General features: G+C 68.6%; 18 protein-coding genes. 13 read left to right on the top strand and 5 right to left on the bottom strand.

What is annotated here, in order from left to right; all coding sequences use genetic code 11:
* The first annotated feature begins 68 nt into the window (after nucleotides 1–68).
* Nucleotides 69–626 (top strand): XRE family transcriptional regulator, encoded by a 558-nt coding sequence (locus tag ACGFIK_RS27715; RefSeq protein WP_327026373.1) that lies wholly within the window; start codon nucleotides 69–71, stop codon nucleotides 624–626.
* 270 nt (nucleotides 627–896) lie between these two features.
* On the top strand, nucleotides 897–1,109 hold the full coding sequence (locus ACGFIK_RS27720) for a winged helix-turn-helix domain-containing protein (RefSeq protein ID WP_327026372.1): 213 nt from the start codon (nucleotides 897–899) through the stop codon (nucleotides 1,107–1,109).
* A 19-nt stretch (nucleotides 1,110–1,128) separates the two neighbouring features.
* Here ACGFIK_RS27720 and ACGFIK_RS27725 read toward each other — a convergent pair whose 3' ends face one another.
* Nucleotides 1,129–1,761: a DUF6624 domain-containing protein gene (locus ACGFIK_RS27725; protein WP_393342143.1), complete on the bottom strand. Its 633-nt coding sequence runs from the start codon at nucleotides 1,759–1,761 to the stop codon at nucleotides 1,129–1,131.
* A gap of 56 nt (nucleotides 1,762–1,817) precedes the next feature.
* On the opposite strand from ACGFIK_RS27725, the gene ACGFIK_RS27730 reads away from it, so the two are divergent.
* Nucleotides 1,818–3,965 carry an APC family permease gene (locus tag ACGFIK_RS27730; protein ID WP_393342146.1) on the top strand — a complete coding sequence of 716 codons (2,148 nt, stop codon included), beginning with the start codon at nucleotides 1,818–1,820 and terminating at the stop codon, nucleotides 3,963–3,965.
* A 77-nt stretch (nucleotides 3,966–4,042) separates the two neighbouring features.
* On the opposite strand, the gene ACGFIK_RS27735 is transcribed toward ACGFIK_RS27730, so the two are convergent.
* Together ACGFIK_RS27735 and ACGFIK_RS27740 are read right to left on the bottom strand one after the other, a co-directional pair.
* The gene (locus tag ACGFIK_RS27735) at nucleotides 4,043–5,164 is read right to left on the bottom strand and encodes a hypothetical protein (protein WP_327026369.1); all 1,122 of its coding nucleotides are present in this window, start codon (nucleotides 5,162–5,164) and stop codon (nucleotides 4,043–4,045) included.
* Nucleotides 5,165–5,178: 14 nt separating this feature from the next.
* Nucleotides 5,179–6,909 (bottom strand): cellulose binding domain-containing protein, encoded by a 1,731-nt coding sequence (locus tag ACGFIK_RS27740; RefSeq protein ID WP_393342149.1) that lies wholly within the window; start codon nucleotides 6,907–6,909, stop codon nucleotides 5,179–5,181.
* A gap of 248 nt (nucleotides 6,910–7,157) precedes the next feature.
* On the opposite strand from ACGFIK_RS27740, the gene ACGFIK_RS27745 reads away from it, so the two are divergent.
* Together ACGFIK_RS27745 and ACGFIK_RS27750 are read left to right on the top strand one after the other, a co-directional pair.
* Entirely contained in the window at nucleotides 7,158–8,573 is a 1,416-nt protein-coding gene (locus ACGFIK_RS27745; protein ID WP_393342151.1) for a non-reducing end alpha-L-arabinofuranosidase family hydrolase, read from the top strand.
* Between the two features lie 147 nt (nucleotides 8,574–8,720).
* Nucleotides 8,721–10,115 (top strand): RICIN domain-containing protein, encoded by a 1,395-nt coding sequence (locus ACGFIK_RS27750; RefSeq protein ID WP_393342153.1) that lies wholly within the window; start codon nucleotides 8,721–8,723, stop codon nucleotides 10,113–10,115.
* 61 nt (nucleotides 10,116–10,176) lie between these two features.
* Here the strand turns inward: ACGFIK_RS27750 and ACGFIK_RS27755 are convergent, their stop codons facing one another.
* The gene (locus tag ACGFIK_RS27755) at nucleotides 10,177–10,947 is read right to left on the bottom strand and encodes a FadR/GntR family transcriptional regulator (protein WP_327026365.1); all 771 of its coding nucleotides are present in this window, start codon (nucleotides 10,945–10,947) and stop codon (nucleotides 10,177–10,179) included.
* A gap of 156 nt (nucleotides 10,948–11,103) precedes the next feature.
* On the opposite strand from ACGFIK_RS27755, the gene ACGFIK_RS27760 reads away from it, so the two are divergent.
* The 8 genes from ACGFIK_RS27760 (at nucleotide 11,104) to ACGFIK_RS27795 (ending at nucleotide 20,233) form a co-directional block, all read left to right on the top strand.
* Nucleotides 11,104–12,372 (top strand): extracellular solute-binding protein, encoded by a 1,269-nt coding sequence (locus ACGFIK_RS27760; protein ID WP_327026364.1) that lies wholly within the window; start codon nucleotides 11,104–11,106, stop codon nucleotides 12,370–12,372.
* A gap of 4 nt (nucleotides 12,373–12,376) precedes the next feature.
* A complete protein-coding gene (locus tag ACGFIK_RS27765; RefSeq protein WP_327026363.1) occupies nucleotides 12,377–13,342 on the top strand; it encodes a sugar ABC transporter permease in 966 nt (321 codons plus the stop codon).
* The gene (locus ACGFIK_RS27770) at nucleotides 13,342–14,166 is read left to right on the top strand and encodes a carbohydrate ABC transporter permease (RefSeq protein WP_327026362.1); all 825 of its coding nucleotides are present in this window, start codon (nucleotides 13,342–13,344) and stop codon (nucleotides 14,164–14,166) included. Before ACGFIK_RS27765 ends, ACGFIK_RS27770 begins: the two co-directional genes overlap by 1 nt.
* A 1-nt stretch (nucleotide 14,167) precedes the next feature.
* Nucleotides 14,168–15,415: a mandelate racemase/muconate lactonizing enzyme family protein gene (locus ACGFIK_RS27775; protein WP_327026361.1), complete on the top strand. Its 1,248-nt coding sequence runs from the start codon at nucleotides 14,168–14,170 to the stop codon at nucleotides 15,413–15,415.
* Complete coding sequence (locus ACGFIK_RS27780) at nucleotides 15,412–16,401, top strand: aldo/keto reductase (RefSeq protein ID WP_327026360.1); 990 nt, start codon at nucleotides 15,412–15,414, stop codon at nucleotides 16,399–16,401. The genes ACGFIK_RS27775 and ACGFIK_RS27780 overlap by 4 nt, the downstream gene beginning before the upstream one ends.
* Nucleotides 16,402–16,452: 51 nt before the next feature.
* Nucleotides 16,453–17,826: a hypothetical protein gene (locus ACGFIK_RS27785; RefSeq protein ID WP_327026359.1), complete on the top strand. Its 1,374-nt coding sequence runs from the start codon at nucleotides 16,453–16,455 to the stop codon at nucleotides 17,824–17,826.
* Nucleotides 17,827–17,930: 104 nt separating this feature from the next.
* Nucleotides 17,931–18,740 carry a methyltransferase domain-containing protein gene (locus ACGFIK_RS27790; protein WP_327026358.1) on the top strand — a complete coding sequence of 270 codons (810 nt, stop codon included), beginning with the start codon at nucleotides 17,931–17,933 and terminating at the stop codon, nucleotides 18,738–18,740.
* A gap of 116 nt (nucleotides 18,741–18,856) precedes the next feature.
* Nucleotides 18,857–20,233: a CoA transferase gene (locus ACGFIK_RS27795; RefSeq protein WP_327026357.1), complete on the top strand. Its 1,377-nt coding sequence runs from the start codon at nucleotides 18,857–18,859 to the stop codon at nucleotides 20,231–20,233.
* A 219-nt stretch (nucleotides 20,234–20,452) separates the two neighbouring features.
* Here the strand turns inward: ACGFIK_RS27795 and ACGFIK_RS27800 are convergent, their stop codons facing one another.
* Nucleotides 20,453–20,806, bottom strand: coding sequence for a DUF1801 domain-containing protein (locus ACGFIK_RS27800; protein WP_327026356.1), 354 nt, complete (start codon nucleotides 20,804–20,806; stop codon nucleotides 20,453–20,455).
* Nucleotides 20,807–21,233: the final 427 nt, after the last annotated feature.

Genomic DNA, 21,233 nt, shown 5'->3' on the forward strand with positions numbered 1-21,233 from the left:
CAGCGGGGAGATATCTGGCCATCCACGGGGAGAACCCTGGCCATCAGCGGGGCGGTAAATGGCCGCCTATGGGGATCTTTCACTGGCCGCCGACAGTAGGGACCGACCGGGAGCTGGTCGGCATGTACCCACGCCGTGCAGACCTGCCCCGAGCGGTCTTCCGTGAGGCGATCGCGCGTGCCAACTCGCGAATGTGGTTCGGCGGGTACACCAGCTACTTTGTGTGGCTGGAAGTGCCCGACGCTGCCGCTACCCTCGCCGCCAAGGCCGACGCCGGGGCCGATCTGCGATTCCTGCTCGGTGACCCCGACAGCCCGATCACGGCCGAGCGTGACCGACTGGAAGCGACTCCGCTCACGTTGGCGACGCGCATCGCGATGACGCGCGCAGAGATCGGCAAGGTCGATGCCGCAGTCCCGGTCCGGCTGTCAGATCGCCACATCGCCATGTCCGTGTGGGTCTTCGACGACGAGGCCATCGTGGCCACTCATATCGGTGCCGGGCTCGGGCAGGACTCGGTGACGCTGCACCTGCGGCGTGCGCAGGACGGCGGAGTATTCGACCGGTACGTGGAGCACTTCGAGTCGCTGTGGGCCGATGGCAGACCCGCCGATCCACAGAGTTGAGGGATAGTCCGTCACCCCCCTGCCTTGTCCTCAACTGCCACGACCAGTGCGTCGAGGTCCGCGACTGAGGCACCGAGAAGAGGGCTGGCGGGCCTGCCTTCGCGCCCGTGCCGTTTGCGTGGCAGTGCTGCTGTTCTACACGCCGGGCCGGGGCCGGCTGCACTGCCACAATCGGCGAATGGCGATGAGTCCCCGCAGCCCTCGCTGCTGAATCCTCGGGTGCATGGTCGACTGGACGCGGACAGCTGCACCGACCCGGAAGGGCTGTTCATGACCAACAAGGAACCGCCGAACTACCAGCGCGTCGTGGACGACCTGCGCTCGCGGATCCTCTCTGGTGAACTGGCTCCGGGCGACAAGCTCCCCACCGAGAAGGAGCTACAGCAGCGGTGGGGCTATTCCACGACCATCGTCAAGCACGCCCTCACCCTGCTGCGCAGCGAAGGGCTTTACCTGATCTCTGACATGCCGCAAACCTCATGATCAACCGGGTGGGGCGGGTTCAGGGGTGGGTGGGTGGGGGTGGGGGGGTGTGCAGGCGGGCGGTGTATTCGGCGAGGGTGTCCAGGCCGACGGTGTGGCGGCGTTCGTCGACGTGCTCCGGGTCCTCGATCGGCTGGGGTTGCAGCGGACCGGCGTTGTCGGGGCCGTGCCAGAACTGGGTGCCGTACCGCTGGGGTCTGCCCTCGGCGCGCAGGACCCGGTCGGTGAGGTAGGCCAGGTGGCGGGGTTTGGCCTCGCCGTCGCGGACCGCCTCATCGAGCAGGGCCAGGCAGCGGCGTTGGAAGTCCGGGTCATGGTCGGCGTGCTGGGCGAGCAGCCAGGCGGCGTCGGCCGCCTCCGGCCCGACGTCGCTACGCCGAGGCCAGCCGTACCGGTCGATGACCTGCTTGAGCCACGCCGTGTTGTCGACGTCGACCTGGCAGGCCCAGGCCCAGAAGGTGTCGTCACGAGCCTGGCCCGGCACCCCGGAGCGTGCCTCCTGGTCCCGGTCCATCCGCTCGACCAGTTCGGCGGCGACATCGGGCGGCACCGGACGGTAAGGGGTGCCGCTGGTCGGGGCGTTGTCGTCGTGCCGGCCACACTCCGGACGATTTTCCGCGATCTCAACAGCCGCGCCCGTCACATCCACCATCCTGACATGGCCAGCTCGTTCAGCGGTGCGGGCACCACCGACGGAACGGGGGCAGGGTGGGCAGGTCGGGGCACGACCCGGAGGAGGACGCGGGGTCACCGACCTTCAGCCCCTCCGCCGAACTGCCGCCGCTGTCCCCGGCCGACCTCGGCGTGTTGCGGCAGGTCGGCGCGCGATGGCAGGTCGGTGACGCGGTACGGGCCCTGCCGGTGGACCCTCAGGCGGGAGAGATCCGCTCCTCGGCACCGGGCGGCGCACATCCGGCCGCCATGCTGTTCCTGCCGGACTCGCCCGGTCAGTTGACCGCCACCCCGATCGCGGAACGACCGGACACCGCCGAAGGGCGGGTCCTCGGCGGACTGCGTCGGCTGCTGCTCGGCTCGCCGCTGACCAGTGCCTCGATCCTGCGGGAGAAGATGTCGAAGGTCATCGCGTTGCCGGTGCTCGCCTCCGACCTGCTCTCCTCGGTGGCGTACGGGCCGGAGGCGATGCTGGTCGTGCTGGTGCTGGCCGGCAGCGGTGCCCTCGGGCTGTCGTTGCCGATCGCGGCGGCCCTGGTGGTGCTGATGCTCGCCGTCGGCACCTCGTACCGGCAGACCGTCCGGGCTTACCCGCACGGCGCCGGGTCGTACCTGGTGGCCAGCGACAGCCTGGGGCCGCGTGCCGGCCTGGCCGCCGCGGCCGGGCTGGTCCTCGACTACGTGCTCACCGTGTCGGTCTCGGTGTCCGCCGGGGTCGCCGCAGTTACCTCGGCGCTGCCTTCCCTCGCCGCATATCGGGTGCCGCTGGCGCTGGCGGTCATCGGGGTGCTGCTGATCGGCAACCTGCGCGGCATCCGGGTCGCCGGCAATGCCTTCGCCGTGCCCACGTACTTCTTCCTCGTTGCCGTCCTCGGGCTGATAGCCGCCGGGTTCGTCCGGGCCGCAGCCGACGGATTCAGCGTCGTGGCCCCGCCGCCGACACCTGCGGTGGAAGGGCTCGGTCTGCTGGTCGTGCTGCGGGCCTTCGCCTCCGGGGCCACCTCGATGACCGGCATCGAGGCGGTCTCCAACGCGGTACCGGTGTTCCGTCCCACCGCGTGGCGCAACGCCCGCACCGTGCTGACCTGGATGGTCAGCATCCTGATCGTGCTGTTCGCCGGGCTGACCCTGCTGTTCCACCTCAACGGTCTGGTGCCCCGTGCCGACCAGACCCTGCTGTCGCAGTTGGCCCGGCTGACCTTCCCCACCGGCCCCTGGTACGCGATCATCCAGGCCGCGACGGCGCTGGTGCTGCTGCTGGCGGCGAACACTGCCTTCAACGATCTGCCGCGTCTGCTGTACTTCATGGCCCGCGACGGGTACGTGCCCCGCCGCTTTCTGCACCTGGGCGACCGGCTGGCGCTGAGCAACGGGCTGATCGCCCTCGCGGTCGCCGCCGCGGCGATTCTGGTGGCCTTCGGCGGCGAGACCCACTCCCTGATCCCGCTCTACGCGGTCGGGGTCTTCCTCGCCTTCACCCTCTCCCAGACCGGCATGGTCAACCACTGGCGACACCACCGCGAACCCGGCTGGCGGCGGCGCGCGGCCATCAACGGCTTCGGTGCGACCCTCTCGGCGGTCGTCCTGGTGACCGCCGCGGTCACGAAGTTCACCGAGGGCGCCTGGGCGGTGGTGCTCGCCGTACCCCTGTTGATCTATTTGTTCCTCCGGGTGCGCCGACATTACGACCACGTCCAACAGGCCCTGGGCCTGCACCCCGACCACCCGCCCTCGGTGGACCCGGCCGAGGACGCGCCACCCGCCGTCGTCCCGCAGCAGGTACGGCATCTGTTCCTCGTCCCGGTGGCCCGCCTCAACCAGGCGGCGCTGCGCACCCTCGCCTACGTCGGCTCGCTCGGCCAACCGGCGCTGGCCCTGCATGTCAGCCCCGAGGGTACGGAGGCCGAACGGTTCCGCACCCAGTGGGACACCTGGGGCGACCACATCCCGCTGGAGATCATCCTGTCGCCGCATCGCGTGATCATCCAACCCCTGGCGGAGTACGCTGCCGCGCTGCGGCTGCACCACCCCGACCTGACCCTCACCGTGGTCGTACCGGAGGTGGTGGTCGACCACCCCTGGCAGCGGGTGCTGCACTACCGCACCGAACAGCGACTACGACGGGCCCTGCGCCGCCACCCGGGCATCGTGGTGACCAGCCTGCCCACCCACCTGACCCGCTGAGCGGTGGCAGTTGGACTGGCCGGTGCACACAACACCGGACAGCCCAACCGCCACCGCTGCGAGGTGCTTCTGTCGGTTCAGACCTGGTGCTCGCGGTAAATGGTCAGCCCGTATTTGACGGCGACCGGTCTCCACATCTTGACGAATTTCTTTTTGGCCGCCGTGGCCTCGCGCGAGTAACTCATGCCGTCGTGCCAGTCGGCGCCTTTCCGGCACCCGGAGAGCTGTACGTATTCACCCCAGCGGACAAAGGCGTCATCCGCCTGCAGGGAATGGCGCAGCGCCTCCACCAGTGTTTTCCGCAGTGCGGCGCCCTTCGGCAAGGCCGACACGTCAAGTTCCTCAAGGGCCTCGATCTGGCGGATCCGGCCGTCCGCGACCTCCCGCAGATCATCTGTCGCCCCCGCCGGGTTCCTGCACGACTCCAGGTCGGCCAGCGCATCGAACAGGAGGCTACGGCTACGCCCGGACCATTTGATGATGTTGTCCAGCAGTACCGCCTGGTCTTCGGCGCTGGAGGTGACGGCCTGGCCACCGCCGTCAGCGTTGATCTCGATGCTGGCGACGGCACCCGGTGCGACCGCCAGCGCCACTCCGTTGCCATCGAGCACGATGCGAACGTTGCCCTGGACCACGTCAACTGTGATTCTGTTGGTGCCCAGCACGACGTAGAGTTCGCCAACGATGTTTCCGGCGGCGTCCCCGTGGCTGACGACCACGGTGGGTTGGCCCTCCGCCTCGTCCTTAGAGAGGATCTTCCGGATGTAGTCCGCGCCGAAGCTGACGACGACCTCCTTGCCGATTTCCAGCGCGATGGTGCCGATGGCCTTCGCGGCGGGGCCACAGCCGGAGGATGTGCTTACCAGGATCATGATCATTGCCATCGCGGTGACCAGTCGGGGCTGCGAAGAATTGCCACGCCACATGATCATTTTATGATCCGCGCACTGGCACCGGCAATCGATGTAGTCGCGGCCTCCTGCCGCGAAAGTAAATGGGGCCGTCAAGCCTCGCCACAGATTTTCGATGACACTTTCGCCCAGGGAAATGCGAAAGGCCGGAATCGCGGATCCGGCGCAGGAGTGCCGACGCTTGTGGCTGTGCTGCCGCTCAACTGGGCGAATGAATGCCGACCCGCCCGGTGAGCGGTGGCAGTTGGCCTGGCCGATGTGCAAAGAACCGGACAGTCGAACTGCCACCGCTGCCGATCGGATCAGTGGGTGAGGACGACCGTGGAGATGCTGCGGGCGCCGACGTTGACGCTCACCTGACCGCCGTTCACGCTGACGGACTGACTGGCCGCGTTGGCGTTCTGCGAGGTCAGGTAGTGCTCGGCCCGGGTGATGCCCTGCGGCACCTGGATCACGGCGTTGTTGACCGCGCTGGTCGAGCGGTTCAGGATCACCAGGGTGGTCTTGCCGCCTCCGGTGTAGGCGGTCACCTCCAGCGGATTGGCCTTGGTGCTCTTGGTCAGGGCCATCCGCTGGTAGCCGGGGCGGACGTACTTGGAGTACTGCGAGAAGGCGTACCCCCGCTTGAGGGGTGCCCCCGCCGTGGTGCCGAAGGCGGCCTCGCCGTCACCGATGAACGAGTAGTACCGCTTGCCGTACCACCAGATGTAGGCGGTCCAGTTCGCCTCCATCGACCGGTGCACCGTACGCATGATGTCGTCCAGGGTCTCGTTCCAGACCGCCAGGTTGGCGGGGTTGCCCCAGATGTTGGAGCCGTTGCCGTCGGCCGCGTGCAGGTTCCACTCGGTCATCCACACCGGCTTGTTGTGCTGGTCGGCCAGGGGGTACGAGCGCAGCCGACCGGAGGCCTCGGTGCCGTACAGGTGGCCGCCGATGTAGCCGATGTTGTTGCGGGCGGTGGTGTCGTTGAGGGTCGGATCGGTGTAGGTGTAGTTCAGGTTCACCGCCTCGGCGACCATCAGCCTGGTGTTCTGCACTCGGGTGCCGTGATCACGGACGAAGTTGCGCAGCTCCGTGCCGCTCCAGTCCATCGAGTCGTAGTCGGGGTGCCAGTCCGGCTCGTTCTGCACCGAGGTGACATCGATGGTCACGCCCTGGTTGCGCATGTACTGGACGTAGCTGTTGAGGTGGTTGGCGTAGTCGGCGTAGCGGTCGGTGCGCAGCTTGCCGCCGTTGATCCGGCTGTTGTTCGTCTTCCACTCCGCCGGTGCGGTCCACGGCGAGGCGAGGATCTTCACGCCAGATCCGGAGGACTTCGCCGTACGCAGGGCGTTGACCTGGGTCGACCACTCGCCGGAGACCGGCGAGATGCCGGTACGCACGATGGACAGCCCGAGCTGGTTGGGGCCGAGACCGACCAGGGTCTGGGTGTCCGAGGTCGACCAGGTGCCGCCCCAGATCGGGGTGGCCGCGCCGAATCCGTCGACCGTCTGGTAGCGGGTGTTGCTGTTGACCGTGATGTCCGCCGGGCCGGTGGGCGGCGGGGTGGTCGGGGGCGGGCTGGTCGGCGGCGGAGTCGTCGGGGGTGGGGGAGTGGTGGGGGTGGTGCCGCCGGTGCAGGTCACCCCGTTGAGGGCGAAGCTGGTCGGGGCGGGGTTGCTGCCCGACCATGATCCGTTGAAGCCGAACGAGGTCGTGCCGTTGGTCGGGATGCTGCCGTTGTAGCTGACATTGCGGGCGGTGACGGTCGCGCCGCTCTGGCTAAGGGTGGTGTTCCAGGCCTCGGTGACCCGCTGCCCGGCGCTGTAGTTCCAGGTCAGGGTCCAACTGGTGACCGGATCGCCGAGATTGGTGATGCTGACGTTGGCGCCGAAGCCGCCCTGCCATTCCGACGACACCGCGTAGTTGACCGAGCAGCCGGCGGCTGCCGCCCCGGCCGGCAGTGCCACGGCGACCCCGGCCGAGGCCAGCAGTACGGCACCGGTGGTCACCCGAGCGGCGTTGACCCTGAATCTTCTCTTGACGTCTCTCATCGCTGCCGTGCCCTTCGAGAGTGAACGTTCACCTTTCGTTGCGACCGGCGCGGCGCTGCGTCGGCCCTGTCCGCGCTCCCCGGTGGACGGTGAAACCATCGATCTCGTCCCGGATGGCGGCGACTTTCTATCGACCATCCTTGATGGGATGGGAGCGCTCCCGTAATGTACCGGACGCAGCTGTTAACGTTAACCTAACATTGATGACCGGCAATATCAGGTGGTCTTGCCGGGCGGGAGGTCGCGGTATGTCCAGATTCAGGCGAACAAACGTGTTGCTGGCCTCGGCCGGGGTGGCGTTGCTGGCCTCGTCGGTGGCCATCGTGGCGTTGCCGGCCAGCGCGGCGGCGGCCGGCTGCTCGGTGCGGTACGAGGTGCCGTCACAGTGGCAGGACGGCTTCGGCGCCAACGTCACCATCACGAACCTGGGTGACCCGGTGACCAGTTGGACCCTGACCTGGTCCTTCGGTGCGGGGCAGCGGGTCACCCAGTTCTGGAACACCGAGCTGACCCAGAGCGGCGCGACGGTCACCGCCCGCAATGTCAGTTACAACGGCAACATCTCCACCAACGGCACGACCTCGTTCGGCTTCAACGGGTCCTGGAGCGGCAGCAACCCGGTGCCGACCAGCTTCGCCCTCAACGGGGTGACCTGCACCGGCGGCACCACCCCCACCACCCCGCCACCCGGCACCACCCCGCCGCCGACCACCCCACCGCCCACCACCCCGCCCCCGACGACTCCGCCGCCCACCACCTGCAACCTGCCGTCGTCGTACCGGTGGTCCTCGACCGGTGCCCTGGCGCAGCCGAGGGCGGGTTGGGTGTCGTTGAAGGACTTCACCCACGCGCCGTACAACGGTCAGCACCTGGTCTACGCCACCACGCATGACACCGGTACGACCTGGGGTTCGATGAACTTCGGTCTGTTCTCGAACTGGAACCAGATGGGTTCGGCCAGCCAGAACCAGATGCCCTTCGCGGCGGTCGCGCCGTCGTTGTTCTACTTCGCCCCGCGCAACATCTGGGTGCTCGCCTACCAGTGGGGTGGACCGGCCTTCTCGTACCGGACCTCGACCGACCCCACCAACGTCAACAGCTGGTCGTCGGCGCAGACGTTGTTCACCGGGTCGATCTCGAACTCGGGTACCGGTCCGATCGATCAGGCGTTGATCGGTGACGACCAGAACATGTACCTGTTCTTCGCCGGGGACAACGGCCGGATCTACCGGGCCAGCATGCCGATCGGGAACTTCCCGGGCAGCTTCGGATCGAACTACACCACGATCATGACCGACACCACGAACAACCTGTTCGAGGGCGTGCAGGTGTACAAGCTCCAGGGCCAGAACCGGTACCTCATGATCGTCGAGGCGATCGGGTCGCAGGGCCGCTACTTCCGGTCCTTCACCGCCACCAGCCTGGGTGGCACCTGGACCCCCCAGGCCGCCAGCGAGAGCAACCCCTTCGCCGGCAAGGCCAACAGCAACGCGACCTGGACCAACGACATCAGCCACGGTGAGTTGATCCGCTCCAACGCCGACCAGACCATGACGATCGACCCCTGCAACCTGCAACTGCTCTACCAGGGCCGGGCCCCCAACTCCGGCGGCGACTACGGCCTGCTGCCGTACCGTCCGGGCGTACTGACCCTGCAACGCTGATCGGATGACAGCGGTGGCCTCGCCGGTGGATCGGCGAGGCCACCCCCGGTGTCCTCCAGGCCCGGTCGGCGCCACCACCGGATTGCCGGCACGGCCGGGCACCCTCGGGCGCACGCCCCGAGGCAGACCCGATCGAAGGAGTCGGCCATGAACGTCATCGGTGAGGCCCGTCCCGCCTCTCCACCGCGCCGCAGATGGCGGTCCGGACTGGCGGTGTTGTCCGCCGCCGTCCTGGCCGCCGGCACCCTGGTCGCGGTGCACGCCACCCCGGCCGCCGCGGCCACGCCTGACACCAACGCCTGGTACGTCCTGGTGAACCGCAACAGCGGCAAGGCCCTGGACCTGTACGCCGCGTCGACCGCCGACGGTGCCCGGATCAGCCAGTGGACCCGCAACAACGGCGCCAACCAGCAGTGGCAGTTCGTGGACTCCGGAGGCGGGTTCTACCGGCTGAAGTCCCGGCATTCCGGCAAGGTCCTGGACGTCTACAACTTCTCCACCGCCGACGGGGCCGCGATCGTGCAGTGGGCCGATCACAACGGGACCAACCAGCAGTTCCGGCTGGCCGACTCCGACGGCGGCCACGTCCGGCTGATCAGCCGGCACAGCAACAAGGTGGTGGAGGTGCAGGGCGCCTCGACGGCCGACGGCGGCAACATCGTGCAGTACGCCGACTGGAACGGCAGCAACCAGCAGTGGCAGCTCGTCCGGGTCGACGGCGGGGGCACCACCCCACCCCCGCCCACCGGGGGCACGGGCTGCGGCAAGGCGCCCACCCTGTCCAGCGGCACCCACACGATCTCCAGCGGCGGCAAGAGTCGGTCGTACATCCTGCGGGTGCCGGCCAACTACAACCAGAACAACCCCTACCGCTTGATCTTCGGGTTCCACTGGCGGGGCGGCACCATGCAGGATGTCGCCTACGGCGGGACCAGCGGTGCCGCCTGGTCGTACTACGGCCAGCAGGAACAGTCGAACAACACCGCCATCCTGGTGGCCCCCCAGGGGCTCGGCAACGGGTGGGGCAACGCCGGCGGTGAGGACGTCGTCTTCGTCGACGACATGATCAGACAGATCGAGAGCGCCCTCTGCGTCAACCCCCGGCAGCGTTTCGCCCTGGGCTTCAGCTGGGGTGGCGGCATGAGCTACGCCCTGGCCTGTGCCCGGGCCGAGGTCTTCCGGGCGGTGGCGGTGATCGCCGGTGGGCAGATCAGCGGCTGTGCCGGTGGTAACCAGCCGATCGCCTACTTCGGGTTGCACGGCATCTCGGACAACGTGCTGAGCATCGGCCAGGGGCGGTCGCTGCGCGACACCTTCGTCCGCAACAACGGTTGCAACGCCCAGAACCCGCCGGAGCCGGGGGCGGGCAGCCGTACCCACATCACCACGGCCTACTCGGGTTGCCGGGCGGGCTACCCGGTGCAGTGGGCCGCCTTCGACAACGGGCACATGCCCGGCCCGGTGGACGGCACGTACGCCGAAAGCGGGGTGACCACCTGGACCAAGGGTGAGATCTGGCGGTTCTTCGCCCAGTTCTCCTGACCCGCGCCGGTCGGCCGTCGCCACCCGTACGACACCGGGTGGCGGCGGCCCGGCGGGACGGTCATCGCTGGAGGCGGGTCGCCTTGCCGGACCCCTTGCGGCGGACCAGCCACGCCTCGGTGATGTGGGTGAACATCGCCTCGGCGGCCCCCTCGGGATCGCGGGCGGCGATCCGTTCGTAGATGCGGCGGTGCCCCCGGTTGGAGGCCACACACAGTGAACGCTGGGTCCGACCCAGGTAGCGCGCGGTGTTGACCACCTGGCTCTCCAGCGACCGTACGACCCCACGGGCGATGCGGTTGCCGGAGGCCTGCATCACCACATCGTGGAAGGCCCGGTCGTGGTCGTGGTAGGCGACCTGGTCGTCGACCAGCTCGTCCATCCGGTCCACCAGGGCACGGAGCCGGTCGAGGGTCTCCGGGTCGGCCAGCCGGGCGGCGACATGGGCCATGTCGGACTCCAGCAGTCGCCGGGTGACCACGAGGTCGTCCAGGATGGCCAGGCTGTCGTCCTCGGCGATGGTGGCGGCCAACACGAGTTCGTCCAGCATGTCCCACATCGACTGGGGGGTGACCATGGTGCCGGCGCCCTGACGGACCTGCACCAGGCCCTTCTCCTGAAGGACCTTGACCGCCTCCCGGACGACCGTGCGGCTGACCGAGAAGGTCTCGCAGAGCACCGGTTCGGGGGGCAGGGCCGTGCCGGAGGGGTGCACCCCACGGACGATGCGTTGCACCAGCTCGGCGGTGACCGCCCTGCCGAGGTTCGTGGGTCGCCGGACCCAGGCCGGGCTGGCCAGGCCGTCCAGGGTCGTCTCCTGCGGTGGCGTCATGTCCCCTCCGATTTGCTCTGCCGTGGCACGACGTCCAAGGAGATCAGTGTACGTCTCGCCCGTTGACCGTCAGACGTCATACGAGTTACGTTCCATCGATCGACTGTCGGCCTGGCGGCCGGTCCGCCAGCCCTCCCCGTACAGAGGTGAACAACGATGAAAAAGCGTGCGTTATGGTCGGCCGCCCTCGTTGTCGGACTGGTGACGATGGCGGGCTGCGGAAGCGCCGGCGGGCCGGGCAACTCCTCCGGCGGCTCGGCGGACAAGCTGGTGGTGTGGGACTGGAAGTCCGGCGAGGCCTCCGCCGCCCAGTACCTCGACAAGGCCAAGGCCGACTTCGCCCGCAAGCACCCCGGGGTCAGCGTGGAGTTCGTCGCGCAGCCCTTCGACCAGTACTACACCCTGCTGGGTGCGGCGATCCAGGCTGGCAAGGGCCCGGACGTCATGCTGTTCAACGGCGGCGGCCAGATCCGGGACCGGGTGGACGCCCTGGTGCCACTGGACGAGCAGGTGGCCGAGGACAAGCAGCGCCTGGCCGGCTGGGAGGCCTTCACCGCCGACGGGAAGACCTACGCCGCCCCGGTCACCCTCCAGGGCCACCCCATCTACTACAACAAGGCCCTCTACGCCAAGGCCGGGCTGGACCCGGCGACCCCGGCCACCACCTGGGACAGGTTCCTGGCCGACTGCGCGGCCATCGCCCGGGCCGGGGCCAAGTGCTTCGCCCTGGGCAACAAGGAGGGCGCCGGCATCCAGTTCTGGCTCTCGGCCCTGGGCTCCGGCATCCTCACCGCCCAGGAGTACGACGACTGGATCGCCGGCAAGCGGGACTGGAACTCGCCGAACGTCAAGCGGGTCTTCGCCCTCTGGCAGGAGGCCGGCAAGGCGGGCCTGAACAACGACGGGGCCAACTCCACCGCCATGTTCAACGACTCTTTTGCGATCTTCCAGTCCGGCAAGGCGGCCCACATCATCGGGCTGATGTCCGACGTGGGGCACTGGAAGGACTTCAGCGAGTTCATCACCCCCGACGACCTCGGGGTGATGAGTGCCCCGGTGGTCACCGCGGGCACCACCCCCAGCCTGGCCTACGACGGCGGCATCGGGTACGCGGTCGCCAAGTGGACGAAGGACCCCGAGGTCGCCGCCGACCTGGTGCGCTCCCTGACCTCGACCGAGGCGCTCAAGGCCTTCTACGCCGACGCCGGGGCGATCGCCGCCGACACCACCATCGACGTCTCCCAGGGCGGCCCGGCCGTCGCCGGCATCGTCTCGGCCCTGCGCGGTGGCAAGCCGGCCCTGCACGTGGCGCTCTCCTCCAAGACGATCGACCTGATGGGACGGCTCTCCCAGCAACTGCTCAGCGGCTCGATCACCGTGGACGAGGTGGTGAAGCAGTTGGCCGCCTCCGACCAGGCGGGCTGAGCGGGTGCCGATCGGAGACACGCGGCCGTCGGTCCGTCCGGCTGGGCGGACCGACCCGGCGGCGGCCGACACCGTACGCCGCCGGGTCGGTCGGGGCGCCCCGGGTCGGCCGCGCGGCGAGCGGCTGGCCCCCTACCTCCTGGTCGCCCCGGCCGTGCTGATCATCGTGGTGCTGCGGCTGTATCCGCTGGTGCTGGGGGTCAACTTCTCCTTCACCGGCGACGGGGTGCGCAACGGCACCGTGGTGGGCCTGGACAACTACCGGGAACTGCTGGCGGATCCGCTGTTCCGTACCGCCCTGGGCAATGTCGGGTGGCTGGTGCTGCTGCTACCGGTGGCGGTGGCCATCCCCGGACTGCTGGCCACCTTCATCTACCTGCGGGTGCCCGGCCACCGGGTGTACCGCAGCGTCTACTTCTTCCCCGCGGTGCTCTCCCCGGTCATCGTCGGGGCGATCTTCAACCTGCTGCTCGCCTTCGACGGCCCCCTCAACACCCTCCTCGGCTCGGTCGGTGTCCCGCCCACCGACTGGCTGGGTGACCCGGACATCGCCAAGTTCGTGGTGGTCGGGGTGCATGTCTGGGCCACCTTCGGCATGTCCCTGGTGGTCTTCCTGGCCGGGTTCGCGACCCTGGACGGTGCCCTGCTGGACGCGGCCCGGGTGGATGGGGCCGCCCTGCCCCAGGTCATCCGACACGTGATCATCCCAGGGCTGTCCCGGACCATCCAGTTCGTCTTCGTGACCACGATGATCGGGATGCTGACCTCGATGTTCGGCCTGCTCTACGTGATGACCAGCGGCGGCCCGGAGGGCTCCACCTACCTGCCGGAGTACTACATCTGGATCCAGCAGGGCCAGATGAACCGCCCCGCCCTGGCCTCGGCCGCCTCGACCGTGCTCTTCGTGATCATGCTCGTGGTGGGGCTGTTGCAGATCCACCTGCTCAGGCGGGCCGGAAAGGAGAGCTGATGTCCCACCTGCGTGGGCGGTGGCTGATCGCCCTGCCGATGTCCCTGCTGGCCCTGGCGACGATCTACCCCCTGCTGTTCACCGCCAACGTGGCGATGAAGACCCGCCGGGACTACATCCTGGACCGGTTCGCCCTCACCGACGCCCTGCGGTGGGACAACATCGTCACGGCCTGGACCAGCGTGGGGATGGGGCGGTACTTCGTCAACTCGCTGGTCGTGGTGACCTTCTCGGTGCTCCTGCTGCTGCTGTTCGGCTCGATGGCCGGCTTCGCCCTGAGCCAGTTGCGGTTCCGGGGTTCCTCGGCGCTGTTCCTCGGCTGCTTGGCGGGCCTCTTCGTACCCTTCCAAGTGATCATGGTTCCGCTGGCCCGGATCATGGCCGACACCGCCCTGATCGACACCTACCCCGGGCTGATCCTGGTCTACGTGGCCCAGTTCCTGCCCTTCACGGTCTTCCTGATGACCAGCTACTACCGGACCATCCCGGCGGAGATCATCGACGCGGCCCGGATCGACGGCAACAGCATCTACGGGGTGTACCGGCGGATCATGATTCCCCTGGGCACCCCGGCCCTGCTGTCGGTCGGCATCCTCAACGCCCTGTTCTGCTGGAACGACGTACTCATGTCACTGGTGATGATGCCCTCGGCCGAACACCGCACCCTGATGGTCGGGGTGACCTCCCTGCGGGGGCAGTACTCCGACGACATCCCCACCTTCGCCTCCGGCGTACTGATCGCCGCCATCCCCGTCCTGGTGGTCTACCTCTTCCTCCAGCGTCAGATCGCCGACGGCGTAGCCGCCGGCTCCACGAAGGGTTGACATGCGGATCACCGGATACCGGACGCTCACCACCGTGCAGGAATGGGGACGCCCGGTCGGCGACGCCAACGGCGTCTTCGCCGACGGCGTGGTCCCGGTGCCGATCGTCGTCGTCGACACCGACCTGGGCATCTCGGGCGTCGGCATCGGCCCGCACGTCGAGATCGAACGGATCTTCGCGGCCATCGACGGCGAGGATCCCCGGGCGGTGACGACGCTGTACGACCGGATGCTGCGGCACACCTTCAAGGCGGGACACGCCGGCCCCGTGTTCGGCACCATCGGTTCACTCGACACCGCGCTGTGGGACATCAAGGCGCAGATCGCCGGAGAGCCCCTGTGGCGGCTGCTGGGTGGACGCGACCGGCGGGTCCCCGCGTACGCGTCGGGCCTGGACATCGCGTTGAGCGACGACGAACTCGTCGCCACGTACCAGGGCTATGCCCGGCACGGGCTGCGGGCCGCCAAGCTCAAGGGCGGCCTCGACATCGAACGCGACCGGCATCGACTGGAGTTGGTCGGTGAGGTCCTGACCGAGACCGGGCACGGGCGGCGGCCAGGTCTCATGCTCGACGTCAACGAGGCCTGGACCCGTAAGCAGGCCGTCCGGCACGTCTGCGAACTCGAACGCACCCTGGACCTGATCTGGATCGAGGAACCGGTGCGGCGCTGGGACGCCGAGGGCCTGGCCACCGTCGGGCGGGGGGTCCGCGCCTCGATCGCCACCGGCGAGAACCTCACCGGTTTCGAGCAGTACCCGCCGTTGATCGCCGCCGGTGCCGTCGACATCGTGCAGACGGCCGCGGTCGGTGGCATCACCCATTTCCTGCGGGTGGCCGCCCTGGCGCACGCGCACGACCTGCCGGTCAGCCCGATCGGCAACAGCCTGGTGGGGCTGCTGCACGCGGCCACCTCGGTGCCGAACCATCTGACCAGCGAGTTACAGGACCTGTCCGCACCGGTCGGCATCACCTTCGACCTCCAGGTCGAAGGCGGCGCCTTCGTCCTCGGGGACTCACCCGGACTCGGTGTACGCCTCGACGAACAACGCATCTCCGCCGCCGACCGGCGTCCGCCGCCGCCGGCGTCCGAGGGCCCGCACGTACGCCCGGAACGAGCCGGACGCCGCCTGTTGGCGGAGGCCGACGGCGTCCCGCCCACCCGGCGGTGGCCCGTCGCGGCACCCACCCCGGCGTCCCCCAACAGTCACGGGCCCGACGGACAGATCCACCGGACGGTGGCGTCATGAGTGCCCGGTCGTTGCCGCTGCGGCCGACGGTGCGCCTCACCGAGTTGGGCCTCGGCGCCGCGCAGGGCGGCAACCTCTACCGGGTCACCACGGACGAGGAGTTCGCCGCGGCCGTCGACACGGCCTGGCAGGCGGGCATCCGCTACTTCGACACCGCGCCGCACTACGGACTCGGGCTCTCCGAGCGACGCCTCGGCGCCGCGCTGCGGCACCGTCCCCGGCACGAGTACGTGGTGTCGACGAAGGTCGGGCGGCTGCTGGTGCCCTCACCGGAGGACGCGCACCGGACCGACCCGGAGGGCTTCGAGGTGCCCGCGACCCACCGGCGGGTGTGGGATTTCAGCCGCGACGGGGTACGTCGCAGCATCGAGGCCAGCCTCGACCGGCTGGGCCTGGACCGGATCGACATCGTCTACCTGCACGATCCCGACGACCACTGGGAGCAGGCCGCCGACCAGGCGGTGCCGGCCCTGGTCGAGCTGCGCGACGAGGGTGTCGTCGGCGCCATCGGAGCCGGCATGAACCAGTCCGCGATGCTGGCCCGCTTCGTGCGGGAGACCGACGTCGACGTGGTGATGTGCGCCGGCCGGTACACCCTGCTCGAACAAGGTGCTGCCGGTGACCTGCTGCCGGCCGCCGAGCGGCGTGGCGTGGGCGTGGTGATCGCGGGCGTCTACAACTCGGGGCTGTTGTCCCGGGACCACCCTCCGGCGGACGCGTACTACAACTACCAGCAGGCGCCACCGGCGTTGCTGGCGCGAGCCCGTCGGCTCGCCGCAGTCTGCGAGACGTACGGCGTGACGCTGCCGCAGGCGGCCCTCGCCTTCGTCCGCCGGCACCCGGCCGTGATCTCCACGGTGGTCGGGGTGCGCGACGCGGCGCAGGCGACCGAGACCGTACGCCGCTCAGCGGTCGCCGTACCTGACGAACTCTGGGCCGCACTGACCACGGCCGGCCTGCTCGCGGTTGGCCCGGCCAGGAGGTGAAGTGCTCGATGGTTGACAGAGTGCAGTAGCGGGATCGTTCACCATGAATCGATGAAGCTTCGCCGTCCAGTCAGTGACCGCGTGTTCATGGGAGGATTCGGGGCAGTACTGCTCGGAATCCTCGGTTATCTGGTGAGCCTGCAGTTCACTGACGGCGCCACGGTGTCCGGCCGACTCTGCATCGGCGTGCTCTCGCTGGTCGCCCTGTTCATGGCAGCCGCTTGCCTCCAAGGGGCGTGGCAGCGGTTTCAGGTCGATGTCGACCGGGACGGCTGGGCGGTGCGGATCGGTCGGTACCGACGCGACCTGCGATGGGCCGAGATCTCAGCCGTGGTGATCGACAGCCGGGAGGTCGAGGGCCAGGGCCTTCGGTGGGTTTCCGCGCTCTACCTGGTGCCGGCGCCCGACGTCAGCTGGGACGTTCCGGACGATCTGAAGGCCACAGTGGACGAGTTGCCGGCGGTGCGGCTGTTCGACCTGCGCGACCTGAGCATCGAGGAGCGGCAGTTCGTCCGCGACCTGGCAGGTCTGGCCGGTGATCGCCTCGAGGTTCGCGCCCACCGCCTCAACCTGATGCTGGTGGCCGAGGACGCCCGGCAGCAGCCCGACGGCGGGAGGATTCTCCGCCCGTTCCCGCCTGGCGCGCCGGGCGTGCGAACGCAGCGCTGGCTGAACCGGCGGCGAGCCCTGCTCTTCGCCGGTTGGTACCTGTTCGCCGTCGTCCCGGCGCTGCTGCTCACCAACTTCACCGCAGGACTTCACGAACTGCTCGGCGCCGCGGTGGCAGTGCTCGGCCTGCTCGCGGTGATCACTGCGTACCGGCGGTTCGTCACGATGTTCGACCAGGCCACCGACCTCGTCGAGGTCGAGGTGGTGATCGACGGTACGGAACTCGTTCGGGCGATCGGCGACTACGCTCACCGCGAGGACATGCACGGCGGCAACGTCGTTCTGTTGCCACCGGGGGCGACACGTGGCTACGGCAAGGCCGGGCTGCTCGTGTTCCAGAACAGCGTGGTGCTGCTCGGCGATCCGCGGACCGGACGGCTTCGTGACCACGGCGACCTGCACGCTCTGTCGGCGGTGCTGCGCGAGTCGCCACACGAGACCGACCGGGCCGTAGCCCGGGAGATCGACGCTCTCGCCCTACAGTCCCAGGTGGGCGACCCGATGGAGTCAGGCGGCGTCGGAACCGCCCACCTGTGGGTGTCGTTCACCAAATTCGGCCGCGTCCTGGCCTGGGCCCTCGTCGCGGCTTCGGTTGCGGTGACCGGCGGCTGGCTGGTGGAGAGCACCCACTACCTGGGCGGTGCGCTTCTCCTCCTCGTCGGTGTGCCGCTGGCCACCGTCTGGGCGCTGTACGCGTTGTACCGGACAGGCGCGCTGCTCCACGCGGCGTGGCAAGCGCTCCGGAAAAAGCAGTGACCAGCCGTCCGCTCCGGTTGCGCTCTCCCGTTATATAGGATTTTCCTACCGCATTTCGGGACGGCAGGACTACGGTCGCCGTAGTCGATCGAGGGGATTCGCGCATGCCGGCCGCACCGAACGTCTACACCCACGGACACCACGAGTCGGTGCTGCGCTCGCACCGGTGGCGTACCGCCGAGAACTCGGCGGCGTACCTGCTGCCGCACCTCGCGCCGGGCCTGTCGGTGCTCGACGTCGGCTGCGGACCGGGCACCATCACCGTCGACCTGGCCGCCCGCGTGGCACCCGGACGAGTCACCGCCGTCGAGATCACCGACGACGCACTGCAACTCGCCCGCACCGAGGCCGAAGCCCGTGGTCAGGGCAACATCGACTTCGCGGTCGCCGACGTCCACGCGCTGGACCTGCCCGACGGTACGTTCGACGTCGTCCACGCCCACCAGGTGCTTCAGCATGTCGCCGATCCGATCCAGGCGCTGCGCGAGATGCGCCGGGTCTGCCGTCCCGGTGGAATCGTCGCCGCGCGGGACAGCGACTATGCCGCGTTCACCTGGTTTCCTCGCGTACCGGCGCTCGACGACTGGCTCGCCCTGTACCAGCAGGCCGCCCGCGCCAACGGCGGCGAGCCGGACGCCGGGCGGCGTCTGCTCTCCTGGGCGCAGGCCGCCGGATTCACCGACGTCAGGGCGACGGCGAGCACCTGGTGCTTCGCCACCCCGGAGGACCGGCAATGGTGGGGCGGGATGTGGGCCGAGCGGATCCTGAATTCGGACCTGGCCCGACAGGTACTGACCGCAGGCGTCGCCACGGCCCAGGACCTACGCAACATCTCGGACGGCTGGCGGGAGTGGGCCGAAGCAGCGGATGCCTGGTTCGTCGTGCTGCACGGCGAGATCGTCTGCCGGGCCTGAGGAGCGACGCTCGCTCGGCCAGGCATGTGGTCCGCAGCCCTGCGCCCGGCAACGTCCGACTTCCGAGATGAGGACGTTCGTCGCGACGCTCCCGACGAGTCTGGAAAGGTGTCTGCATGGTGACTCTGTTGGACGGCGTACTGGCGGACCTGGGGCTGATGGACATCGCCGGGCCCCGGCTGGCCGGAGATCCACAGCCGGCGGTGCTGGCGTCACCGCTCGCAGTCGCCGAATGCGCAATCGGGTCCGTGGCCGCCTGTCTCACTGCTGCCGCTGATCTGGCTTTTGCACGCACCGGTCGCTGGCCTGATATCGCAGTCGACAGGGCGCATGTGGCGGCGGCGATGCGCAGCGAGGTTTGGCTTCGCGACGCGGACGGGCGGGGGATCGATGGCTTCGCTCCGCTGTCTCGATTGTGGCGGGCTGCAGACGGTTGGGTGCGTACACATGCGAACTACCCGTGGCATCGGGCGGCTCTGCTGGTGTCCCTCGGTGTAAACGACGATCGTGACGCCGAGGTTCAGGCGCGGTTGGCTGACGTCATTGCTGCGCGCCCGGCGTTGGAGGTTGAGCGTGCTGTGTACGCCGCGGGAGGGCTGGCCGTGGCGGCTCGTACGCAGGCCCAGTGGCAAGCAGACGACCAGAACAGCGCGATGGGGACGTCTCCGCTCGTGAGCATGGTGCCGCTCAGCCGTGGGCCGCTGCCGCTAGCCGAACCGGGCTGGCTTCCGGCGTCGGGGGTGAAGGTGCTCGATCTGACACGAGTCATCGCCGGCCCCGTTGGTACTCGAATGCTGGGCGCGCTCGGTGCCGACGTGCTACGAGTCGATGATCCGCATCGCCCGGAGTTGGCGCTGCACGCCATCGATGGAGTGATCGGTAAGGCAAGCGCGAGCCTGGATGCCAGCACGGAGAACGGCCGTCAAGCTCTGCATCGCCTTCTCGACCAGGCCGACGTTCTCGTGACCGGCTACCGACCCGGAGCCTTGCGCCGTCTCGGTCTGGACCCTGACCAAGTTGCGGACCAGCACCCCGGCACCATCGTCGTCACGCTTTCGGCCTGGGGAACGGCTGGAACCTGGGGGACATGGCGCGGTTTCGACAGCCTGGTGCAGATTGCCACCGGCATCGGCTGGGCCACAAGCACGGATGGCATCCAACCCGGCGCCCTTCCCTGTCAGTTGCTCGACCACGCCACCGGCTACCTCATCGCTGCTGGTGCACTGGCTGCACTGGGTCGACGCGCCCGTACCGGCGACGCCACCCATGTCTCTGTATGCCTCGCCAGGACGGCACGATGGCTGCTCGATCAAGGCATCATGCCGGCCAGGCAGAGCGCGGGCGATGACCCGAAGCGCCAAGCCGACACCTACCGGACAGCTCTCGGAAACGGGTGGAGCGGGATCAGCCCACCGGGTCAACTCGACGGCCGCCCGCTGAGCTGGCCTCACCTACCACCCGCCTACGCTCAAGCGCCGCCCGATTGGAGCTGAACGCCCGCGGCCACGCTGCGAGAGGGCTCGAGCTACGCCATAGTTCCGGCGATGGCCATGAACAGTGAACCTGAAGTAACGGCGTCACACCATCCGCTATTGCCGCTTTGCGCTCGCCATCGGACATCGATAGTTGGTTCCGTGCGCACATGCCGCACCTCGGCCCGTCCCGGAACGAGGTGCGGTCCACCCTCATCCCGGGAGCGGGGGTGCGGACGATCAGTCGACCACGGAGCGGACGATCTCGGCGATGCGCCTCTCAGTGACGGCATCCACCGTCTCGAAGTACCACGCGGCCGGCATCAGCCCACCGTCCGCGCCGCCTGCCGCGCGGAACTCGGCCTTCTCGGTGATCGCGAGGTTCAATCGTTCGTCCATGCGCAGCGTGACGAGCGCGGGTGTGCTTGCCGACTTCGCGTAGGCGGGCATGCCGTACCAGATGCGCGGCTTCAGGGTTGGCGCCGCGGCCATGATGATGTCGTGCACCCGCTGCATCGTCGAACGGATCGGCTCGTCCATCTTCGAGATCCTGTCGAGCACCTGCGTCAGGTTCTTCTCATCCTTCGACGACATGTCATGTCCTCTCGTCTGCCGATGTCGGGCACCGGCGGTATGAAGTCGGCGCAACAATGCGCCGCACCCCACCCGGACATGTCCTGAGCTGCTCAGGTCTCTCCGCGATGATTCACGTGGTCTGTCACGTGGAAGCGCAGTCGGTGGCGGACCACCGCAGTCAGGCTAACGGATCCGCCGCGGCGTGGTCGTCCGGATCTTCGGCTCGTCGCGGATGCGGATCCGCAAATGCCGCCGACCGCGCGCTGGCAACGTCCACAGGCTTGCATCGGTTCCTGTCTGTCGTAGGGGTTCCATAAGCTCCAGCGAACCTATCGCCGCTGTACGAGGAGCGGAACCTGTCAAGTCAAGTGAGACGTTTTCGTGGTCAGGTGTTCTGTAGATCTGCGGGTTGAGCTGCTGGTTTGTTGATCCACACGGTGGTCGG

Origin of the sequence: Micromonospora sp. NPDC048871 (assembly GCF_043198155.1) — a bacterium.
Taxonomy (GTDB): Bacteria; Actinomycetota; Actinomycetes; order Mycobacteriales; family Micromonosporaceae; genus Micromonospora.